The 19,116-nt window shown below is 69.7% G+C and carries 18 protein-coding genes; 11 read left to right on the top strand and 7 right to left on the bottom strand.

The features are described 5' to 3' along the window. The first annotated feature begins 46 nt into the window (after nt 1-46). Entirely contained in the window at nt 47-520 is a 474-nt protein-coding gene (locus E4A48_RS16140) for a hypothetical protein (RefSeq protein ID WP_003468114.1), read from the top strand. A gap of 68 nt (nt 521-588) precedes the next feature. On the opposite strand, the gene E4A48_RS16135 is transcribed toward E4A48_RS16140, so the two are convergent. Beyond that, nucleotides 589-963 (bottom strand): YkgJ family cysteine cluster protein, encoded by a 375-nt coding sequence (locus E4A48_RS16135; protein WP_039008369.1) that lies wholly within the window; start codon nt 961-963, stop codon nt 589-591. Nucleotides 964-1,166: 203 nt separating this feature from the next. Between E4A48_RS16135 and oleC the strand changes: the two genes are divergently transcribed. Both oleC and E4A48_RS16125 read left to right on the top strand, forming a co-directional pair. After that, nucleotides 1,167-2,819, top strand: coding sequence for an olefin beta-lactone synthetase (gene oleC, locus E4A48_RS16130; protein WP_142742782.1), 1,653 nt, complete (start codon nt 1,167-1,169; stop codon nt 2,817-2,819). Nucleotides 2,820-2,829: 10 nt separating this feature from the next. Then, the gene (locus E4A48_RS16125) at nt 2,830-4,305 is read left to right on the top strand and encodes a winged helix-turn-helix domain-containing protein (protein WP_142742781.1); all 1,476 of its coding nucleotides are present in this window, start codon (nt 2,830-2,832) and stop codon (nt 4,303-4,305) included. Here the strand turns inward: E4A48_RS16125 and E4A48_RS16120 are convergent. Next, the gene (locus E4A48_RS16120) at nt 4,289-5,410 is read right to left on the bottom strand and encodes a serine hydrolase domain-containing protein (protein ID WP_039008365.1); all 1,122 of its coding nucleotides are present in this window, start codon (nt 5,408-5,410) and stop codon (nt 4,289-4,291) included. The genes E4A48_RS16125 and E4A48_RS16120 overlap by 17 nt on opposite strands. 197 nt (nt 5,411-5,607) lie before the next feature. Here E4A48_RS16120 and oleD point away from each other — a divergent pair, with 197 nt between their 5' ends. Next, complete coding sequence (oleD, locus tag E4A48_RS16115) at nt 5,608-6,618, top strand: 2-alkyl-3-oxoalkanoate reductase (protein ID WP_039008363.1); 1,011 nt, start codon at nt 5,608-5,610, stop codon at nt 6,616-6,618. Between the two features lie 62 nt (nt 6,619-6,680). Further along, a complete protein-coding gene (locus E4A48_RS16110; RefSeq protein WP_003468167.1) occupies nt 6,681-6,839 on the top strand; it encodes a DUF1328 domain-containing protein in 159 nt (52 codons plus the stop codon). A 115-nt stretch (nt 6,840-6,954) separates the two neighbouring features. Here the strand turns inward: E4A48_RS16110 and ddlA are convergent, their stop codons facing one another. After that, entirely contained in the window at nt 6,955-8,070 is a 1,116-nt protein-coding gene (gene ddlA / locus E4A48_RS16105) for a D-alanine--D-alanine ligase (RefSeq protein WP_039008354.1), read from the bottom strand. Between the two features lie 119 nt (nt 8,071-8,189). Here ddlA and E4A48_RS16100 point away from each other — a divergent pair, with 119 nt between their 5' ends. From E4A48_RS16100 to rarD, 6 genes are all read left to right on the top strand, one after another. Continuing rightward, nucleotides 8,190-8,831 (top strand): ubiquinone biosynthesis accessory factor UbiJ, encoded by a 642-nt coding sequence (locus E4A48_RS16100; protein WP_039008352.1) that lies wholly within the window; start codon nt 8,190-8,192, stop codon nt 8,829-8,831. Then, on the top strand, nt 8,828-10,486 hold the full coding sequence (gene ubiB / locus E4A48_RS16095; RefSeq protein ID WP_142742780.1) for a ubiquinone biosynthesis regulatory protein kinase UbiB: 1,659 nt from the start codon (nt 8,828-8,830) through the stop codon (nt 10,484-10,486). Before E4A48_RS16100 ends, ubiB begins: the two co-directional genes overlap by 4 nt. 2 nt (nt 10,487-10,488) lie before the next feature. Further along, nucleotides 10,489-11,088: an O-methyltransferase gene (locus E4A48_RS16090; protein ID WP_039009387.1), complete on the top strand. Its 600-nt coding sequence runs from the start codon at nt 10,489-10,491 to the stop codon at nt 11,086-11,088. A gap of 38 nt (nt 11,089-11,126) precedes the next feature. After that, a complete protein-coding gene (locus tag E4A48_RS16085) occupies nt 11,127-11,951 on the top strand; it encodes a pseudouridine synthase (RefSeq protein WP_142742779.1) in 825 nt (274 codons plus the stop codon). A gap of 419 nt (nt 11,952-12,370) precedes the next feature. Further along, nucleotides 12,371-13,273, top strand: coding sequence for a drug/metabolite exporter YedA (gene yedA / locus E4A48_RS16080; protein ID WP_039008343.1), 903 nt, complete (start codon nt 12,371-12,373; stop codon nt 13,271-13,273). Beyond that, entirely contained in the window at nt 13,270-14,175 is a 906-nt protein-coding gene (rarD, locus tag E4A48_RS16075) for an EamA family transporter RarD (protein ID WP_039008341.1), read from the top strand. Before yedA ends, rarD begins: the two co-directional genes overlap by 4 nt. A gap of 80 nt (nt 14,176-14,255) precedes the next feature. Here rarD and E4A48_RS16070 read toward each other — a convergent pair whose 3' ends face one another. From E4A48_RS16070 to E4A48_RS16055, 4 genes are all read right to left on the bottom strand, one after another. Further along, nucleotides 14,256-15,413 carry an alpha/beta hydrolase family protein gene (locus E4A48_RS16070; RefSeq protein ID WP_039008339.1) on the bottom strand — a complete coding sequence of 386 codons (1,158 nt, stop codon included), beginning with the start codon at nt 15,411-15,413 and terminating at the stop codon, nt 14,256-14,258. Between the two features lie 372 nt (nt 15,414-15,785). Further along, entirely contained in the window at nt 15,786-17,099 is a 1,314-nt protein-coding gene (locus E4A48_RS16065; protein WP_142742778.1) for an ABC transporter permease, read from the bottom strand. 46 nt (nt 17,100-17,145) lie between these two features. Next, the gene (locus tag E4A48_RS16060; RefSeq protein WP_039008336.1) at nt 17,146-18,303 is read right to left on the bottom strand and encodes an ABC transporter permease; all 1,158 of its coding nucleotides are present in this window, start codon (nt 18,301-18,303) and stop codon (nt 17,146-17,148) included. Between the two features lie 76 nt (nt 18,304-18,379). Next, complete coding sequence (locus tag E4A48_RS16055; protein ID WP_039008334.1) at nt 18,380-19,072, bottom strand: ABC transporter ATP-binding protein; 693 nt, start codon at nt 19,070-19,072, stop codon at nt 18,380-18,382. Between the last annotated feature and the right edge of the window lie 44 nt (nt 19,073-19,116).

Here is a 19,116-nt window from a genome sequence, read left to right as displayed (position 1 = left end):
GCTTCACGCAACCGGACCGGAGACAGACGAAGTGAGAGCGATCGCAATGTCGATGTTGATGATGTCGATGAGCGCCACGGGCGCGCACGCGGAAAACCTGACCACCTCCCCCGACGGCAAGAGCCTGGCGGTCAGTTTCGGCCAGCCCACCTACAAACAGGTGCTGCATTACCGGAAAATGTACGACAAGAAGCCGTTTCCCGATGCCGAGCTCTATTACTACAGCAACGGCATGTACAAGCTCATCTCGCAAGGCGAGAACCATTACGGCGTCTACGTGCTGCAAGGCAGTTTCGACGACGAGAACTATACCGTCCGCTTCATTTCCCTGCCTTCCGAGGATTGGGGCAACAAGACCGCCTTCCACCAGTTGACCTTCGTCCGCGGCGATGACAAGAACATCTTCATCCAGAACGCGATCGTCGACACCGGCGAAGCCATCGCCCAGCAGAACGGGACCTACACCCTGGAAAAGAACACCGTAACCAATCCGGTGCCGACCAGTTGGAAGAACCGCTGACACGCGCCCGGCCGTGCTGACCGGGCGGGCATCGGACGCGCTGCGCTGCGCGCGGCGGCAGCGCGCATTCAGGCGTCCGGGAGATTGCGCTCGACCACGCCATCCCAGTCGGCCGCGGTCAGCAGCGGCAAACCATGCGCCAGTCGCGACTTGTCGCACTGCGCGCTGCGTTCGCCGAACTCCAGCGAGGCGGGTACCGCGGCGCACACCGACGGGCGCCGGTCGTGGATCGTGCAGCGGCTGTAGCGGCCGATCTGGGCATCCAGCGCCACGCAGCGCGGCTGGGCCTGCGATGTGCCGCGCATGACCCGCTCGTGGGTGCGCAACGGTTCGGTCAGTGCCAACGGGACCCTGCCGCCAAGCGCGGGATCGGCTTCGCTCCAGTGGAAGCTGACGCGGAAGTAGGCGCAGCAGGCGCCGCAGGTGAGGCAGGGATGTGCCATGGGAGGCCGGGCCTTGCGCGGCAAACAGCGTTGGGGGGCGCGGCATTCTGACGCAACCGTTGCGTGCTGCAAGCGCTGCGGCGTTCAGCTGTGCGGTGTCGCTGCGCGTGTGGCGAAGCGACGCCCGTTTCGCTCGCCAGCAGACGGTGCGCTGGACGAACGCCGCCCACAGCATCGGTTTGCGCATCGGCGATAATCGGCCGATGACCACGCCCAACCTCTGCAACATCGCCGCGACGCTGTCGCCGTTGGCGCGCGAGCGTCCCGACCAGATCGCCATCCGCTGCCCGGGCCGCCGCGGCGCCAACGGTCTGGCCGCCTACGATGTGACCCTGAGCTATGCGCAGCTGGATGCGCGCAGCGACGCGATCGCGGCCGGGCTGGGCGGCTACGGCATCGGCCGCGGCACCCGCACGGTGGTGATGGTGCGGCCGTCGCCGGAGTTCTTCCTGCTGATGTTCGCGTTGTTCAAGGCTGGCGCGGTGCCGGTGCTGGTGGATCCGGGCATCGACAAGCGCGCGCTCAAGCAATGCCTGGACGAGGCGCAGCCGGAGGCGTTCATCGGCATCCCGCTGGCGCAGCTGGCGCGGCGCTTGCTGGGCTGGGCGCGCTCGGCGCGGCGCATCGTCACTGTGGGCCGGCGCTGGGTCTGGGGCGGTACCACGCTGGCGCAGATCGAGCGCGCCGGCCACGGTGCCGGCAGCCAGCTGGCCGATACCGCGGCCGACGACGTGGCCGCGATCCTGTTTACCAGCGGCTCCACCGGCGTGCCCAAGGGCGTGGTCTACCGGCATCGCCATTTCGTCGGCCAGATCGAACTGATGCGCAACGCGTTCGGCATGCAGCCCGGCGGCATCGATCTGCCGACGTTCCCGCCGTTCGCCCTGTTCGACCCCGCGCTGGGGCTGACCTCGGTGATCCCGGACATGGACCCGACGCGTCCGGCCAGCGCCGATCCGCGCAAGCTGCACGATGCGATCGACCGGTTCGGGGTGACCCAGCTGTTCGGTTCGCCGGCGCTGATGCGGGTGCTGGCCGACTATGGCCGGCCATTGCCGAACGTGCGCTGCGCCACGTCTGCCGGCGCGCCGGTGCCGCCGGAAATCGTCGCCAGGATCTGCAGCCTGCTGCCGGAGGACGGCAAGCTGTGGACGCCGTACGGCGCCACCGAGTGCCTGCCGGTGGCGGCGATCGAAGGCCGCGAACTGCAGGACACGCGCGCGGCCACCGAAACCGGCGCCGGCACCTGCGTCGGCGCGGTGGTGGCGCCCAACGTGGTGCGCATCATCGCCATCGACGATGCGGCGATCCCCGAGTGGCCGTGCGTGCGCGAGCTGCCGGCGGGCACGGTTGGCGAGATCACCGTGGCCGGGCCGACCACCACCGACACCTATTTCAACCGCGATGCGGCCACGCGCATCGCCAAGATCCGCGAGCGCATGGACGACGGCAGCGAGCGCATCGTGCACCGCATGGGCGACATCGGCTATTTCGACGCGCAGGGCCGGCTGTGGTTCTGCGGGCGCAAGACCCAGCGCGTGGAGACCGCGCAGGGGCCGCTGTACACTGAACAGGTCGAGCCGATCTTCAACACCTTGCCATGGCTGCGCCGCAGCGCGCTGGTCGGGATCGGTGCGGCGGGCGCGCAGCGGCCGGTGCTGTGTTACGAACTGCAGGCGGGCGTGGCGCCGCCGGCGCAGCCGGACGCCGTGCTGCGCGCGCTGGCGCAGGTGCATGCGCACACCGCCGGCATCGCCGATTTCCTGCGTCATCCGGGGTTACCGGTGGATATCCGTCACAACGCCAAGATCGGCCGCGAGACGCTGGCGCTGTGGGCCAAGGACCGCGTGCGCTGAGGCCACGGTGATGCACGAGCGCTATCGGCTGGACGATTTGCGCATCGATGTGGCGCGGCAGCGGGTCGAACGCGACGGCGTGGCGCTGGAGCTGGGCGCGCTGAGTTTCCGCCTGCTGCATTACCTGCTGCGACAGGGCCAGCGCGTGGTCGGTTTCGACGAACTGATTGCGCAGGTGTGGGCGCCGGCGCTGGTCAACGAGGAGACCGTGATCCAGCGCGTGCGCCTGTTGCGGCAGGCGCTGGGCGATGCCTCGCGGCAGCCGCGCTATCTGCGCTCGGTGCGCGGCCAGGGCTACCAGTTGTGTGCGCCTGTGCGCCGCGACGAAGACGATGGCGACAGGGAAGACGCACCGGCACCGCGGCGACCGCGTTGGCGTGGCATCGCGATCGCGGCGGTCGTGGTGCTCGGTGTCGGGACGCTGGCGGTACTGGCGTGGTCGTGGCATGCGCCGCCGCTGCAACGCGCCGAGTATTACGCCGGCATCGGCCAGCGCGACGACAACGAACGCGCGATCGCGCTGTACAGGCAGCGCCTGCAGCAAGTGCCCGACGAGCCGCGCGCGCTGCTCGGGCTCAGCCGCGCCTACAGCGCGCGCGCGTGCCAGTACGGTGGTGATGCGCAGTACGTCGCACTGGCGCGGCGCCTGGCAGCGCAGGTGATTGCGGCGCAGCCGCAGCTGGCCGCCGCGCATGCCGCACTCGGCTACACGCACGATTGCCGCGGCGAGTATGCGGCGGCGCTGGCCGCCTACGAACGCGCGCTGCAACTGGACCTTGGCGCCGATGCGGTACGCGGCTCGGCGGCGTATCTGTACGAACGCAACGGCCAGTTGGCGCAGGCGTTGGCCGCCAACCTGCAGGTTGGCGATCCGGCGCGTGTGCGTTTCCTGCCGATCCAGATCGCCAGCAACCTCAACCTGCTCGGCTACGTCAGTGCCGCCGAAGCGCGCTATCGCGACAGCTTCCAGCTGTATCCGGACAGCGCGTTCTCCAACCTGGCCTGGCCGAGTTTCCTGTTCGCGCATGGCCGCACCGCCGAAGCGCAGGCGGCATTGGACGAGGCGCTGGGGCGCGGCACCGACTATGCCGGGCTGTACCTGCTGCAGGCGGAACTGGCGCTGGCGCGGGGCGATGCGGCACGGGCGCGCCAGGCCAGTGTGCATGCGCTACGGTTGCGGGCGCAGGACCTGTTGCGCAGCCTCGCGCGTGGCGCCGACCCACTCAATGGGCTGGATGCGGCGCTGCTGCTGCAGCTGGCCGGCGACCCGGCCGCGGCGCTGGACGCGCTGCGCCGCGCACAAGCCGCCGGCTATCGCGATGCGGCCTACCTGCGGGTGTCGCCGCTGCTGGCGCCGTTGCGCGCGCAGGCCGGCTTCACCACGTTGCTGGCGCGCAACCAGGCCGACATCGCCGCACAGCGCGCGCAGGTGCGCCGCGCCGGCCTGCTGCCACAGGAAACCGGCGCGGCTACGGCAACGCCTTGAGCACGTAGTCGGCGAGCAGCGCCTGCGATTGCGGATGCATCTTCGGCGTGTTGTAGGCGCTGCGGGTGATCACCACCACCAGGCGCTCCTCGGGCAGCACGAACACGTAGTTGCCGCCGTTGCCGGACATCGCCCACACCCCGCATTCCACGCCGCGCACCGGGAAGCGGAAGCGCCACAGCAGATAGCCGTAGTCGGCGTCCTCGCGCGCCTGCGCGTGCACTGTGGTCATCGCCCGCACCCAGTTTGCCGACAGCAGCTGGCGGCCGTGCCAGCGGCCCTGGTCGAGCAGCAACTGGCCGAACTTGGCTAGGTCGCCACTGCGGTAGCGGGTGCCGCCGCCCATGCCCACGCCCTCGGCGGAGCGGCCCCAGTGGACGTCGCTGATGCCCAGCGGCCGTTGCAGCGCCTGCGTGGCGAAGTCTTCCAGGTACTGGCCGGTGGCTTTCTCCCCCAGCGCGCCGAGCAGGAAGCTGCCGGCGGTGCAGTAGGAAAAGGCGCGGCCGTGCGGGCTGTCCTCGGGGCGGCGCATCCACGGCGCGTAGCCCTTGATCGGCAGGTCGAGCACGAACTGGGTCCAGTCGGCACTGACGTACATGCGTTCCTCGTTGCCGCTGGAAAGTGCGTTCTCGTCGTCGCATTCCAGTTGCGAACTCATGGTCAGCAAATCCTCGACGGTGATCGCGCGCTTGCGCGGATCCGGCTGCTGCCACTGGCGCTCGCCGAAGTAATCGTAGACCTTGGCCTGCGCGCCGGGCAGGCGGCCACGGTCGATCGCCGCGCCGACCAGCAGCGCGGTGATGCTCTTGGTCGCCGAGCGGGTGTCGTGCAGGGTCTGCCGCTCGGCATCGCCGAAGTAGCGTTCGTAGACCAGCGCGCCGTCGCGCACGATCAGCACGCTGCTGGTGTGCGGCGCCTTGCCATCGGCGTTGGCCTGTTCCAGTGCCGCGAGCGTGGCCAGGTTCCAGCCGTTGGCCTTGGCGTCGGCGACGTTCCAGCCGTCTTCGAGCGCTGGCGGCGCGGTGGCGGTGGTGATGGGCGCCGCATGGACGACAGGCGCGGCGAGGACGAACAAGGTGCACAGCAGCAACGGAAGGCGCGACATGGTGGAACTCCGGAAGGATGCAGTCCGCGCACTGCGCCAGCACCGTGGATGAAGCGCCTGATGCCACGGTGAAGAATTATGAAATTTCACAAGATCAATGACTTGGGATTCGCTCCAGCGTCGCAAGCCGCCGCACGGATCGCCTTCCCCGGCGACCCCGGCTATCGTGTGCGCCCTGATGCGAGCGGTGCGGCGCGATGAAGATAGTGGTGACGGGCGGTGGTGGATTCCTGGGCCAGGCGCTGTGCCGCGGCCTGGTCGTGCGCGGGCACGAGGTGATCAGTTACAACCGCGGCCACTATCCGGAACTGCAGGCGCTGGGCGTGGCCCAGGTGCGTGGCGATCTGACCGATGCGCAGGCGGTGCACCGCGCCGTCGCAGGCGCCGAGGCGGTGTTCCACAATGCGGCCAAGGCCGGTGCCTGGGGCAGCTACGACAGCTACTACCAGCCCAACGTGGTCGGCACCGAGAACGTGCTGGCCGCCTGCCGCGCGCATGGCGTGGGCCGTCTGATCTACACCTCCACGCCGAGCGTGACCCATCGCGCCACGCACCCGGTGGAAGGTCTGGGCGCGGACCAGGTGCCGTACGGCGAGAACTTCCAGGCGCCGTATGCGGCGACCAAGGCCATCGCCGAGCGCGCGGTGCTCGCCGCCAACGACGCGCAGCTGGCGGTGGTGGCGCTGCGGCCGCGGCTGATCTGGGGGCCGGGCGACAACCAGATCCTGCCCAAGCTGGTCGCGCGCGCGCAGGCCGGGCGCGTGCGCTTGGTCGGCGGCGGCGGCAACCGGGTCGATTCCACTTTCATCGACAATGCCGCGCAGGCGCATTTCGACGCGTTCGAGCATCTGCGCGTCGGCGCGGCCTGCGCCGGCAAGGCGTACTTCATTTCCAATGGCGAGCCGCTGCCGATGCACGAGCTGCTGAACAAGTTGCTGGCCGCGGTCGGCGCGCCGCCGGTGACCAAGACCCTGTCGTTCAAGGCCGCCTACCGGATCGGCGCCGCCTGCGAAACGCTGTGGCCGCTGCTGCGCCTGCGCGGCGAGCCGCCGCTGACCCGCTTCCTGGCCGAGCAGCTGTGCACGCCGCATTGGTACAGCATGGAACCGGCGCGGCGCGATTTCGGCTATGTGCCGCAGGTGTCGATCGAGCAGGGCCTGCAGCGGCTGGCGTCATCATGGTGCCGCCACACTGCCGTCACTCCCTGACGACCGGCGGTTTCAGAAGATACCTGCGCGCCGATTCGGCACGACAGCTTCTGGACATTGCCATGCTGCATTACGCCATCATCTTCTTCGTCATCGCCATTATCGCTGCCGTGCTGGGCTTCAGCGGCATCGCTGGCGCCGCGACCAACATCGCCTGGATCCTGTTCGTTGTGTTCCTGATCCTGGCGGTGATCTCGATGTTCCGTCGCGGCAAGGTCTAGTCGCCCGCGCTGCATCCCGAACGGCCCGCCGCAGCGGAGAACATCCGCTGCGGCGGGCCGTTGGTTTTTGTGCGCGCCGCTGTCGCGAGATGCGCGCCATTGCGTGGCCGCAGCGCTATGCGCCGGCTTCCGGCAAGGCCACCGCGCTGCGCAGCGCCGCATCCTGCGCGTGGCGTTCCAGCGCCAGCTCGATCAGGCGCGTGATCAGCGCGCGATAGCTCAGCCCGCTGGCCTGCCACAGCTTTGGATACATGCTGATGCGGGTGAAGCCGGGCAGGGTGTTGAGTTCATTGACCACGATGCGGCCGTCGCCGGTCAGGAACACGTCCACCCGCGCCAGGCCGGCGCACTCCAGCGCGGCGTAGGCGCGCAACGCGACGGCGCGGATGCGTTCGTGGGTGGCGGCGTCGAGCGCGGCCGGCACCACCACCTCCGCGCCGCTCTCGCTGATGTACTTGGTTTCGTAGGAATAGAACGCGTCGTGCACCACCACCTCGCCGCAGACGCTGGCCTGCGGCGCGTCGTTGCCGAGCACCGCGCATTCGATCTCGCGCCCGGCGATCGCCGCTTCCACCAGCACCTTGTGGTCGTAGGCCAGCGCCAGCGTCAGTGCCGCAGCGAAGCCGGCGGCATCGTGCACCTTGCTCACGCCCACCGACGAACCCTGGTTGGCCGGTTTGACGAACAACGGCAGCCCGAACTGCGCGGCCAGTGCGGCGAAATCGGCCTGCGCCGCATCGCGGCGGCGGATGCAGGCGAACGGCGCCACCTCCAGCCCTGCGTCGCGCAGCAGGCGCTTGGCCACGTCCTTGTCCATCGCCAGCGCCGAGCCGAGCACGCCGGAGCCGACGAACGGCAGCCCGGCCATGCGCAACAGGCCTTGCAGCGAACCGTCTTCGCCCAGCGTGCCGTGCACGATCGGGAACGCCACGTCGATCTGCTCCAGCACCTGCGCCGGCTGCAGCGCGCGCAACGGCTGCGCGTCGTCGCCGGGGATCACCGCCACGCCGCGGCCGCTGTGCTGCAGTGCGATCCGCGCCGGATCGTCGGCATGCAGCAGGAAGCCGTCGCGCTCGTTGGCGTGCCAGCGGCCGTGCTTGTCGATGCCGATCAAGGTGGCGTCGAAGCGCTGCGGGTCCAGCGCATCGACGATGTTGCGCGCCGATTGCAGCGAGACCTCGTGCTCGGCCGATTTGCCGCCGAAGAGGATGCCGACCCGGATCCTGTGCATGCATGTCCTCGCCGCAGGGGCGTCGCTTTTGGGGCCGATAGCATGAATGTTTTCCGTGCTGCAGCCCAGGCTGGCGCGCTGTCGCATGGCCTTGCGCCGCGGCCTTGTAGAATGCGCCCATGTCGCCTACTCCCTTCGATGCCCTCAAACCCCTGGCCGGCCGCGCGCTGGAAGCGGCGCTCAATCGCGCGCTGGCGCTGGACCCGGATACCCGCGAGGCGCTGCGCAGCCTCGACGGCCAGCGCGTGGCGCTGACCCTGGACGCGCCGGCGCTGGCGCTGCAGATCCGGGTGGATGGCACGCGCTTGCAGGTCGGCCCGGTGGACGCGGCGCAGGAGCCGGACCTGGCGGTGCGCAGCACCCTCGGCGGGCTGTTCGCGCAGCTGCCGTTCCTGGCTCAGGCGCGGCGCGGCGCCAGCCCCGGCGGGCGTCTGCGCGTGTCCGGCGATGCCGAACTGGCGCGGCGCCTGCAGCAGCTGGCGGCGCGCTTCGATCCGGACTGGCAGCGCCCGTTCACCCAGGTGTTCGGCGACGTGCTCGGCGTGCAGTTCGCCAATGCCGCGCGGTCGGCGCTGCAGCAGGCGCAGCGCGGGGCGCAGGACCTGGCGCAGAGCGCGGCCGAGTTCGTCACCGAGGAATCGCGCGACGTGGTGCCGCGCGCCGAGCTGGAGGCGTTCTACGACGATGTGGATGCGCTGCGCGACGATGTCGAGCGCATCGCCGCGCGAGTGGCCAGGCTGCCGCCGGGGCGCGGCGCATGAAGGCGATGTTCCGCGCCAGCCGCATCGGCCGGGTGATCCTGCGCTATCGTCTGGACGATCTGCTCGACGCTACCCCGGCCGAGCGTTGGCTGCGCCTGGCCAAGCCGTTCGTGCCGCGCGCCAGCCCGGACATCGCCGCGCAGTCGCGCGGCGCGCGCTTGCGCCTGGCGCTGCAGGACCTGGGTCCGATCTTCGTCAAGTTCGGGCAGATCCTATCCACCCGCCGCGACCTGATGCCACCGGACGTGGCCGAGGAACTGACCCTGCTGCAGGACCGGGTGCGCCCGTTCGACGGCGAGGCCGCGCGGCGCATCGTCGAGCAGGCGCTGGGGCAGCCGATCGGCGTGGCCTTCGCCAGCTTCGATACCACGCCGCTGGCCTCGGCCTCGATCGCGCAGGTGCATGCGGCGACCCTGCACGATGGCCGCGAAGTGGTGGTCAAGGTGCTGCGCCCGGACATCGAGCGGCAGATCGATGCCGACATCGCCTTGCTCAAGTCCGCCGCCGCGCTGGTAGAACGCGCGCACCCGCGTGCCGACAAGATCCGCCCGCGCGAGGTAGTGGCCGAGATCGAGACCACCCTGGCCGCGGAGCTGGACCTGCAGCGCGAAGGCGCCAACGCCAGCGTGTTGCGCCGCTTCTGGCTGCATTCGGACGACATGTACGTGCCGGAGGTGATCTGGAGCCACACCGCCGAGCGCGCGCTGACCCTGGAGCGGGTACGCGGCATCCCCTCCGACGACATCGCCTCGCTCGACGCCGCCGGCATCGACCGCAAGGCGCTGGCGGCCAAGGGCGTGCGCGTGTTCTACACGCAAGTGTTCCGCGACAACTTCTTCCATGCCGATGCGCACGCCGGCAACATCTGGGTCGACAGCGATCCGGCGCGGCGCATCAACCCGCGCTTCATCGCGCTGGACTTCGGCATCATGGGCCAGCTGTCGCAGGAAGATCAGTACTACCTGGCCGAGAATTTCATGGCCATCTTCAACAAGGATTACCGGCGCATGGCCCAGCTGCACGTGGAGGCGGGCTGGATGCCGGCCAACGTGCGCATCGACGAACTGGAGGCGGCGGCGCGCTCGGTGTGCGAACCGTACTTCACCCGGCCGCTGTCGCAGATCTCGCTGGCCGAAGTGCTGATCAAGCTGTTCCGCGTCGCCCAGCGCTACCAGCTGACCCTGCAGCCGCAGTTGATCCTGCTGCAGAAGACCCTGCTCAACATCGAAGGCGTAGGCCGCCAGCTGGATCCGGAGCTGGACATCTGGGCGGTGGCGCGGCCGGTGCTCGAGCGCATCCTGGTCGAGCGCTACAGCCCGCAGCGCGCGCTGCAGGAGTTGCGCAAGCGGCTGCCGGAAATCATGACCCATGCGCCGGACATGCCGCGCCTGGTGCACAGCTGGCTGCGCCAGCAGGTGGAAGGCGGCCACGAGCTGTCGATGCGCTCGCGCGACCTGTCCGACCTCAACGTGATCCTGCTGCGCATGCAGCGCCGCGTGGTCACCGCGATCACCGGCGTGGGCCTGCTCACCGTCGCCGCGCTGCTGTACGCGCTCGACGCCGGCGGGCCGCAGCTCGGCGGCGTGTCGATCTGGGTATGGAGCGCCGGCGGCATCGGTGCGGTCAGCCTGCTCTCGGCGTGGTGGCGGCGCTAGCGATGGCATCGGCGCGGCACGACGCACTGCAGGCGGTGCGCGCCGAACTCGGCGCCGCCGGTCCGCAGCACGATGCGCAGCAACCGCACCGCGCGCAACGCCTGCTCAACATCACTCCGGAAACCGGCGAACTGCTGGCCTTGCTGGTGCGCGCCAGCGCGGCGCGGCGGGTGCTAGAGATCGGCACCTCCAACGGCTACTCCACGCTGTGGCTGGCCGAGGCGGCGCGCGCGCTCGGCGGGCGGGTGGTCAGCGTCGAGTACGCGGCGCACAAGGCGCAACTGGCGCGGCAGACCTTCGCCCGTGCCGGGGTGGAGGCCGAGGTCGAACTGGTGCAGGCCGATGCGGGCGCCTGGCTGGCGGCGGCGGACACCGCCGCGTTCGACCTGCTGTTCCTGGACGCCGAGCGCAGTCTGTATTGCGCGTGGTGGCCGCAGCTGCGCCGCGTGCTGCGGCCGGGTGGCTTGCTGGTGGTGGACAACGCCATCTCGCATGCGGCCGAGATGGCGCCGTTCGCCGCGTTGCTGCAGGCCGATCCTGACGTCGCCTGCACCACCGTGCCGGTCGGCAACGGCGAGCTACTGGCGGTCAAGTCCGGTTGACGCCGCCGCGCTGGCGACGGTGGCGTCGACGGCTCGCCATGGGACGCTGCGTGACGCGCGCATTGTGGCCAGGGGCGCCGGGCGCGGATAATCCGGCGGTGAGCATTTCCCCCGATTCCCTGCAGATCCTCTATCTGGACCCGTTCCTGGCCGTAGTCGACAAGCCGGCCGGGCTGATGGTCCACGACAGCAAGCTGGCCCGCGGCGAGGACGACTTCCTCGCCGATCGCCTGCGCGCGCAACTGGGGCGTCCGATCTTCCTGGTGCACCGGCTCGACCGCGCCACCAGCGGTTGCCTGCTGCTGGCCTTCGACCGCGACACCGCCAGCGCGCTTGGCAAGGCACTGATGGGCGGGGAGGTGGACAAGGACTACCTGGCGATCTGCCGCGGCTGGCCGGCCGAGGAGCGCTTCGATGTCGATCACGACCTCGACGGCGGCCCCGGCAAGCCGGTGAAAAAACCGGCGCAGACCCGCTTCCAGCGCCTGGCCTGCGGCGAGTTGCAGGTGCCGTCGGGCGAGTTCGGCACCTCGCGCTACGCGCTGTTGCGCTGCAGCCCGGTGACCGGGCGCTTCCGCCAGATCCGCCGCCACCTCAAGCATCTGTCGCACCACCTGATCGGCGACACCAGTCACGGCGACGGCCGCCACAACCGCATCTTCCGCATGCAGGGCGTGCACCGCATGCTGCTGCACGCCGAACGGCTGGCGTTCCCGCATCCGGACGGGCGCCGGATCGAGGTGAACGCACCGCTGGATGCGCAGTTCGTGCGCGCATTCGGCTTGTTCGGGTGGCCGGCGGCGCCGTGGGTGCGGAGCGAGGCGAAACGCTTGCCGGGTGCGCCAGGCGAAGTCGCTGGCTAGCGCTTTTCCACAGGGTTCGTGATGGGCGCTTTGTGTAGGAGCAACTGTCTTCAGCCGCGACGAGCGCAGTGGTGAATGTTCCGAACTGGCATGCAGTCGGGACTGACGTCCCTCCCACAAGATGCCTCGCCGCTCCACGGCGCCGGTGTAGTCCTTGTGGGAGGGTCTTCAGTCCCGGCGCGGACCAGCCTGCCGGCGCGGCGCGCCGAATCGATGGGGCGACATCGCCAGGCCTGCTCCTGTGCGAAAAGCGCGTGCGCTGCCACGATCGCAGATCGTGCATGCATCGTCGATGCGTTGCGCACAGGGCGCGTGCGCCTCGCGCAAAACAGCGTGCCGCGTGTGTCGTGTTGCGGTGCTGTCGCTGGCCGCCGCCGCTAGCCTAGAATCCATCTTCACACCGCACGGTCCTTCTGCGCATGTCGTCCCCGCCTTCTCCCGTCGTCGCCGTGCCCGCGCGTGGCGGTTTCGTCGTCCTTGCGCTGCTGCTGGTCTACGTGGTGTGGGGCTCAACCTATCTGGCGATCCGCTTCGCGCTGGAAGGCGGCATCCCGCCGCTGAGCATGGTCTCGGGACTGCGTTTCGTGGTCGCCGGTTCGCTGCTGTATGCGGTGCTGCGCTGGCGCGGCGTGGCCGCGCCGACGCGCGCGCAATGGGGGGCGCTGACGGTGCTCGGCGGGTTGCTGCTGCTGTGCGGCAACGGCATGGTGGTGCTGGCCGAGCGCCAGGTGTCTTCGGGCCTGGCCGCGGTCGCGGTGGCCTCGGTGCCGTTGTGGATGGCGTTGTTCGGCGCATTGCGCGGGCAGCACGCCAGCCGCGGCGAATGGCTGGGCATCGTTGTCGGGTTCGCTGGTGTGCTGTGGCTCAACGCCGGCAGCAGCCTCAGCGCCAGTCCCAAGGGCCTGGTGCTGCTGTTGATCGCGGCGATCGGCTGGGCGTTCGGCTCGGTGTGGTCGCGCGGACGCGATCTGCCGATGCCGTTCATGGCCGCGGCCGGGCAGATGCTGTGCGGCGGCGCGCTGCTGGTCGCCACCGGCCTGCTGAGCGGCGAACGCGCGCACGCGTGGCCGACGCCGCATGCGTTGATGGCGGTCGCCTACCTGTGCGTGTTCGGTTCGATCGTGGCATTCACCGCCTACGTGTGGTTGCTGCAGAACGTGCGGCCGGTACTGGCCGGTAGCCATGCCTACGTCAATCCGGTGATCGCGGTTGCGCTGGGCAGCTGGCTCGGCGCCGAGCGCTTCACCACCAGCGACCTGGGCGCGATGGCGGTGATCCTGGCCGGCGTGGTGGTCATCACCGTGGCGCGGATCCGCCGATGACCGCCGCCGAGCAGGACACGCGGTGCGGGCTGCTGATCACCGCATTGACCTTCGCGCTGTGGGGCGTGGTGCCGGTGTACTGGCATCTGCTCAAGGCGGTGCCGTCGGTGCACATCATCGCCCACCGTATCGTCTGGAGCACGTTGCTGGTGGTCGGTTGGCTGCTGTACCGCATGCGTTTGCAGTGGTGGCGCAGCATCGCCGCGCAGCCGCGTGCGCTGGGCATCCTGGCCTTGAGCAGCGTGGCGATCGCGTCCAACTGGAGCCTGTACATCTGGGCGATCAACGCCGGCCACGTGATCGAGGCCAGCCTGGGCTATTTCATCAATCCGCTGGTCAACGTGCTGCTTGGCGTGCTGGTGCTGAAGGAGCGGTTGCGCCCCTTGCAGTGGCTGGCGGTGGCGTGCGCGGCGCTGGGCGTGGCCTGGCTCACCGTCGATGCCGGTGCGCTGCCGTGGATCGCGCTGAGCCTGGCGGCCTCGTTCGGGCTCTACGGCCTGCTGCGCAAGCTGGTGCGGGTGGATGCGGTGGCCGGGCTGGGCGTGGAGAGCCTGTACCTGTTCCTGCCGGCGTTGGGCTTCGTGCTGTGGGCTGAGAGCGGCCACGGCGGCGGTTTTGCCGGCGGCTGGGGCTGGCGCAACGATCTGCTGCTGGTGTTCGGCGGGGTGGTCACCGCGGTGCCGCTGATCGGGTTCGCCTACGGCGTGCGGCGTATTCCGCTGTCGCTGGTCGGGTTGCTGCAGTACATCGCGCCGAGCCTGCAGTTGCTGCTCGGCGTGTGGTTCTTCCGCGAGCCGTTCGACAGCGGCAAGGCGATCGGCTTCGGCGCGATCTGGGTCGGGTTGCTGCTGTTCGCGGGCGAGAGCCTGTGGCGCTCGGGTTGGGGGCGGCGCCGCGGCTGAGCCGGGATTCGGGATTCGCAAGAGCCGAAGCCGCTCCCAGGCGAAGCGCAGGTCGCCTGCGCAGTCCGCCGTTACCCGGTTCAACCCCGGCTGGCGTTCGTGTCCAGGGTGCCGGTCAGCTGCGGCTCGGCATCCACGCGTGCTGCCAGCGGCACCGGGCAGTGGCCGTCGTGGCGCTGTGCCGGCAGTTCGGCGAACCAGTTCTCCACGGTCGGCGCCAGCAGGTCCAGCCGCATCGGCAGGCTCAGGTGGTTCTCGCCGGGCATCTCCAGGTAGCGCGCGCGCGGCGCGTCCAGCGCCAGCAGGCGGCCGTGCGCGACCGGGATGTGCTGGTCGGCGCTGCCGTGCAGCAACAGCAGGCAGGCCGGCGCGGTGCGCGCGGCGGCGGTGACGTCGACTTGATCCAGGTTCAGTGCCAGGCGCTGGTTGGCGTTGGCGATGACCGCGTCCAGGTTCTGCCCGCCGTAGCGCCAGCGCGCCAGGTCCATCGCCGCGCTGGCCATCAGGCCCTGCGGACGGCTGGCGAGCATGTGCGGGATCATGTCGCGGATGCCGCGGCCGGCGTTGGCGAAGGACTCCATCGCGACCACGCCATCGACCTCGCCGCCCAGCTTCTGCGCGGTGAACAGCGCGGTGGCGGCACCGTAGGACACGCCGAACAGGTACAGTGGACCCTGCACCTCGCCGCGCGCGCGCAGCGCGCGGATCACCGCGACCACGTCGTCGGACTCGCGGGTGCCATAGCCGGCCGGGCCGCCGCCGGAACGGCCGTGGTTGCGCAGGTCGATGCTGATGCTGCGGTAGCCGGCCTGGGCCAGGTCCAGCGACCACGGCAGCAGCGAATCGCCGTCCATCATCCAGCCATGCAGCAGCACCACGGTGCCGCGCGGGGCGGTGTGGGTGCCGGGCTGTGGCGCGGCCACGTCCATCGCGAAATCGGCGTGCTCGTGGCCGCTGGCGTCGCGTCCGGCGCGCTCGTAGCGGTAGCGCATGCGGTAGTGGCCCGGATCGATCGCACGCCAGAAGATCGGGATGCCGGCCGGAGTGAGCACGTGCCCGCTGCGGTTGGGCAGCGTCGCCAGCAGGCCCTGGATGCGTTCCTCGTCCATCAGCGGCGACACGCCGCCCGGCGCGACCAGGCGGTCGCTGAGCGAGGTGGCGGAGCGCGCAGCCAGACAGCCGGCGGCCAGGCACAGGCTGGTGCAGAGAACGAGCAGCAGGCGAAGGCGCGACGGCATGGCGATTAGGCGGTGGGTGAACGGCCGCGCAGGCTAGCGCCTTCGTCGGCGCGGCTCTACCGCAATTGGATGACGAAACGATGACGCGGTGCGGGTGCGGAGCGCCGAAGCGCGGTCGCCTGCCCGGTTTTCCCGGCGGCGCCTTGCGCTGCGGTGCATGTGCGGCGCCCGTGTGCGCCGCGCCCGGCCTATCTGGCACTCGGTCGGTGCTGCGTGGCGCAGCCTGGCGTTCAGGTCGGTGCGGCACTACCGGCTTGCGCCCCGCCGGGCGGGACCCGCACGGTGGTGCTTGCGCAAGCCAGCGGCCCTGCCCGATCTCGCGGTCGCCGCGCCGGGCAGGCATGGCGCCTGCCCGGGCACGGAGCCCAGCCGCTACAGCGCGCGCAGGGCGGTGGTGATCGGCAGCCGCGCCGCGCGCAGCGCCGGGAACAGCCCGCCGACCAGGCCGATGCCCAGCGCCCACTTCAGCCCGCTCCACAGCAGCGCCGGCGAGACCTTGAACTGGAACACCACCTGGCTGAAGTTGCTGCCCAGCGTGGACACGCTGTAGCCGTTGAACAAGGCCCACGCGATCAGCCCGCCGAGCAGTCCGCCGAGCAGCGCCAGCAACATCGTCTCCAGCATCACCGCGGTCACCACGGGCGTGCCGCGGAAGCCGAGCGCGCGCATCGTGGCGATCTCGCGGGCGCGGGTGGCCACCGCTGCGTACATGGTGTTGAGCGCGCCGAACACCGCGCCGACCGCCATGATCGCGCCGATCACGGTGCCGAGGATGCTGATCAGCTTGCTGAGGTTGCCGCCTTGCTTTGCGTAGTAGGCACGGGTGGTCTGCACGTCGAGCTTGAGCCGCGGGTCGGTGGCCATCGCCGCCTTGAACTGGGCATAGCCGTCCTTGCCGGCGGTGCGCACGCTGATCGACTGGTAGGCGCTGCGGTTGTAGGTGGAGGCCAGGGTCTGCGCGTCGGCCCACAGCTCCGAGTCGTGCGCGTCGCCGGAGGCGAACACGCCGACCACGGTCCACTGCTCGCGGCCCAGGCTCAGGGTCTTGCCCACGTCCAGCCCGCGGAACTGCGCCTCGGCGTCCTGGCCGACCACGATCTCGCGCAGACCGGCGCCAAAGCGTCTGCCTTCGACGATCCTGAGTTTGTCGCGCACCGCCCAGCCGACGTCGCCGACGCCGCGGAACTGCACGTTGGTCGCGGTGCCGTCTGCCTTGTTCGGCAGGTTGATCACCTGCGACAGCTCCGCCGAGACCAGCGGCCTGCCGTCGGCGCCCTTGGCCACGCCGGCCAGGCTGGCGATCAGCGGCACCTGGTCGCGGGTGATCACCGAATTGATCTCGGCGCCGGAACCGCCGCGCAGCACGATCGCGGTGCTGTCGTCTCCGGTGCTGTTGAGCGTGGCCTGGAAGCCTTCGCCCATCGCCAGCATCGCCACCAGCACGCCGACCACGCCAGCGATGCCGACCACGATCACCGACGAGGCGCCCCAGCGCTGCGGCAGGCTGGCCACGCCGATACGGGTGGCGGCCAGCGCCAGCCGGCCGCCGCGGGTCAGCAGCAGCCACAGCGCAACGCCCGCGGCCAGCGCCAGCACGCCGTACCAGGGCAAGGCGAACCACAGCGCCAGCACGATGCCGAGCAGCAACAGCGAGAGCAGATTTCCCAACCAGAGTTTGAGTTTCATCAGTGCGTCTTCCGAGAATGCGGCAGGCAACGCTGCGGCGGCGGGCTCAGCGCCCAGCCAGTGCGTCCACGATCTTCAGGCGCTGCGCGCGCAATGCCGGCAGCAGCCCGACCACGATGCCGATGGCGACCATCAGCCCCAGCGCCACCGCCCAGGTCTGCGCCGGCACGCCACGCATCGGTATCATGTTGCCGCTGGCAGCGGCCACACCGGGGATGATCAGCGACGCCAGGCCCATGCCGATCAAGCCGCCGAGCACGATCAGCAGCACCGACTCCACCATCACCAGGGTCAGCACGGTGCCGTCGCGGAAGCCGAGCGTCTTCAGCACCGCCAGTTCCGGGATGCGCTCGCGCACCGCCTGGGCCATGGTGTTGCCGGTGAGCAGCAGCAGGGTGAAAAACACCGCGGCCATGATCGCGGTGACGATCAGGCCGACGTCGGCGAACTGTTTGGCGAAGGCCTGCGAGAACGTGGCCTCGGTCTGGCTTTTGGTCTCGTGATCGGAGTTGAGCGACAGCGCATCGATCGCCTGCGCCACCCGCGAGGCCTGCTCGGCGCTGCCCAGCTGCACGGTGTACCAGCTGACCTGGTTCTTGATGTAGTCGTTGGACTCGTCGAAGTACTTCCAGTTCATCATCAACTGGTTCTCGGCCTGCGCGTTCCTGGCGTCCTTGACCTTGAAGATGGTGGTCAGGGTCAGCGGCCAGCCGTTGCTGCCGCCGCGCGGGAAGATGGTGGCCTGCAGCGGAATGGTGTCGCCGATCTTCCAACCATGCTTCTTGGCCAACGAGGCGCCCACCGCCGCGGCGCTGCGGGTTTCGCGGAACGCCTTGATCTGCGCCGGCGGTATTTCGTATTCGCTGTAGACGTCGAAGAAGTTCGGCGCCACCGAGAAGTTGGGGAAGAAGTTTTTCCGATCGCGGTAGATGCCGCCGAACCACATCGCGTAGGTCACCCTCTTCACGCCCGGCACCGATTCGATCTGCGACTGCAGACTGACCGGCAGCGACTGGGCGATCGACAGCCGCGAGGACACGATGAGGCGATTGGCGCCCTCGACGCTGCCGCCGGAGTTGAACACCACGCGCACCGAGTCGAGCATGCCGAACAGCAGGAACGCGGCGACCACCGACAGCAGGGTCAGCAGGGTGCGGGTCTTGCTGCGGAACAGCTGCGCCCAGATCAACGAAAAGTATTTCATGTTCGATCCTCCAGGGGACAGCAGGCCGGGGCGCGGAATGCGCGCAACGGCCCGCGGCGCTGCGGCAGCGGCCGGTTCAATGCGCCACGAAGGGCGCGTCGGCCAGCTCGCCCTTGTCCAGGTGCACGGTATGGCTGGCGTATTCGGCGGCCTTGGGGTCGTGGGTGACCATGATGATGGTCTTGCCGTGTTCGCGGTTGAGCTGCTGCAGCAGGTGCAGGATCTCCTCGGCGGCGGTGCGGTCCAGGTCGCCGGTGGGTTCGTCGCAGATCAGGAAGGTAGGGTCGGAGACGATGGCGCGGGCGATCGCCACGCGCTGCTGCTGGCCGCCGGACAGCTCGTTGGGGCGGTGGCTGCGGCGGTCGGCCAGGTTGACCAGGGTCAGCGCGATCTCGGCGTTGCGCTTGCGCTGGGCGGCGTTGAGGTTGGTCAGCAGCAGCGGCAATTCCACGTTCTTCTGCGCGGTGAGCATGGGCATGAGGTTGTAGAACTGGAACACGAAGCCGACGTGCTGGCTGCGCCATGTGGACAGCTGGCCTTCGCTCATGCGGTCGATGCGCTCGCCTTCGATCTCTATCTCGCCGCCGCTAGGGGTATCCAGGCCGCCGATCAGGTTCAGCAGGGTGGTCTTGCCGGAGCCGGAGGGACCCATCAGCGCGACGAAGTCGCCGCGTGCGATGTCCAGGTCGATGCCGTGCAGGACTTGTACGTTCTCGGGTCCGCGCTGGTAGGTCTTGGTGACGTTGCGCAGTTTGACGAGAGTGGACATGGTGGTGTTCCTGGCAATGGACGGGTAGTGGATGTGCCGATTGC

Origin of the sequence: Xanthomonas translucens pv. cerealis, from assembly GCF_006838285.1 — a bacterium.
GTDB classification, from domain to species: domain Bacteria; phylum Pseudomonadota; class Gammaproteobacteria; order Xanthomonadales; family Xanthomonadaceae; genus Xanthomonas_A; species Xanthomonas_A cerealis.
The sequence above is the reverse complement of the archived record's forward strand: the minus strand, read 5'-3'. Positions and strand labels throughout refer to the sequence as shown.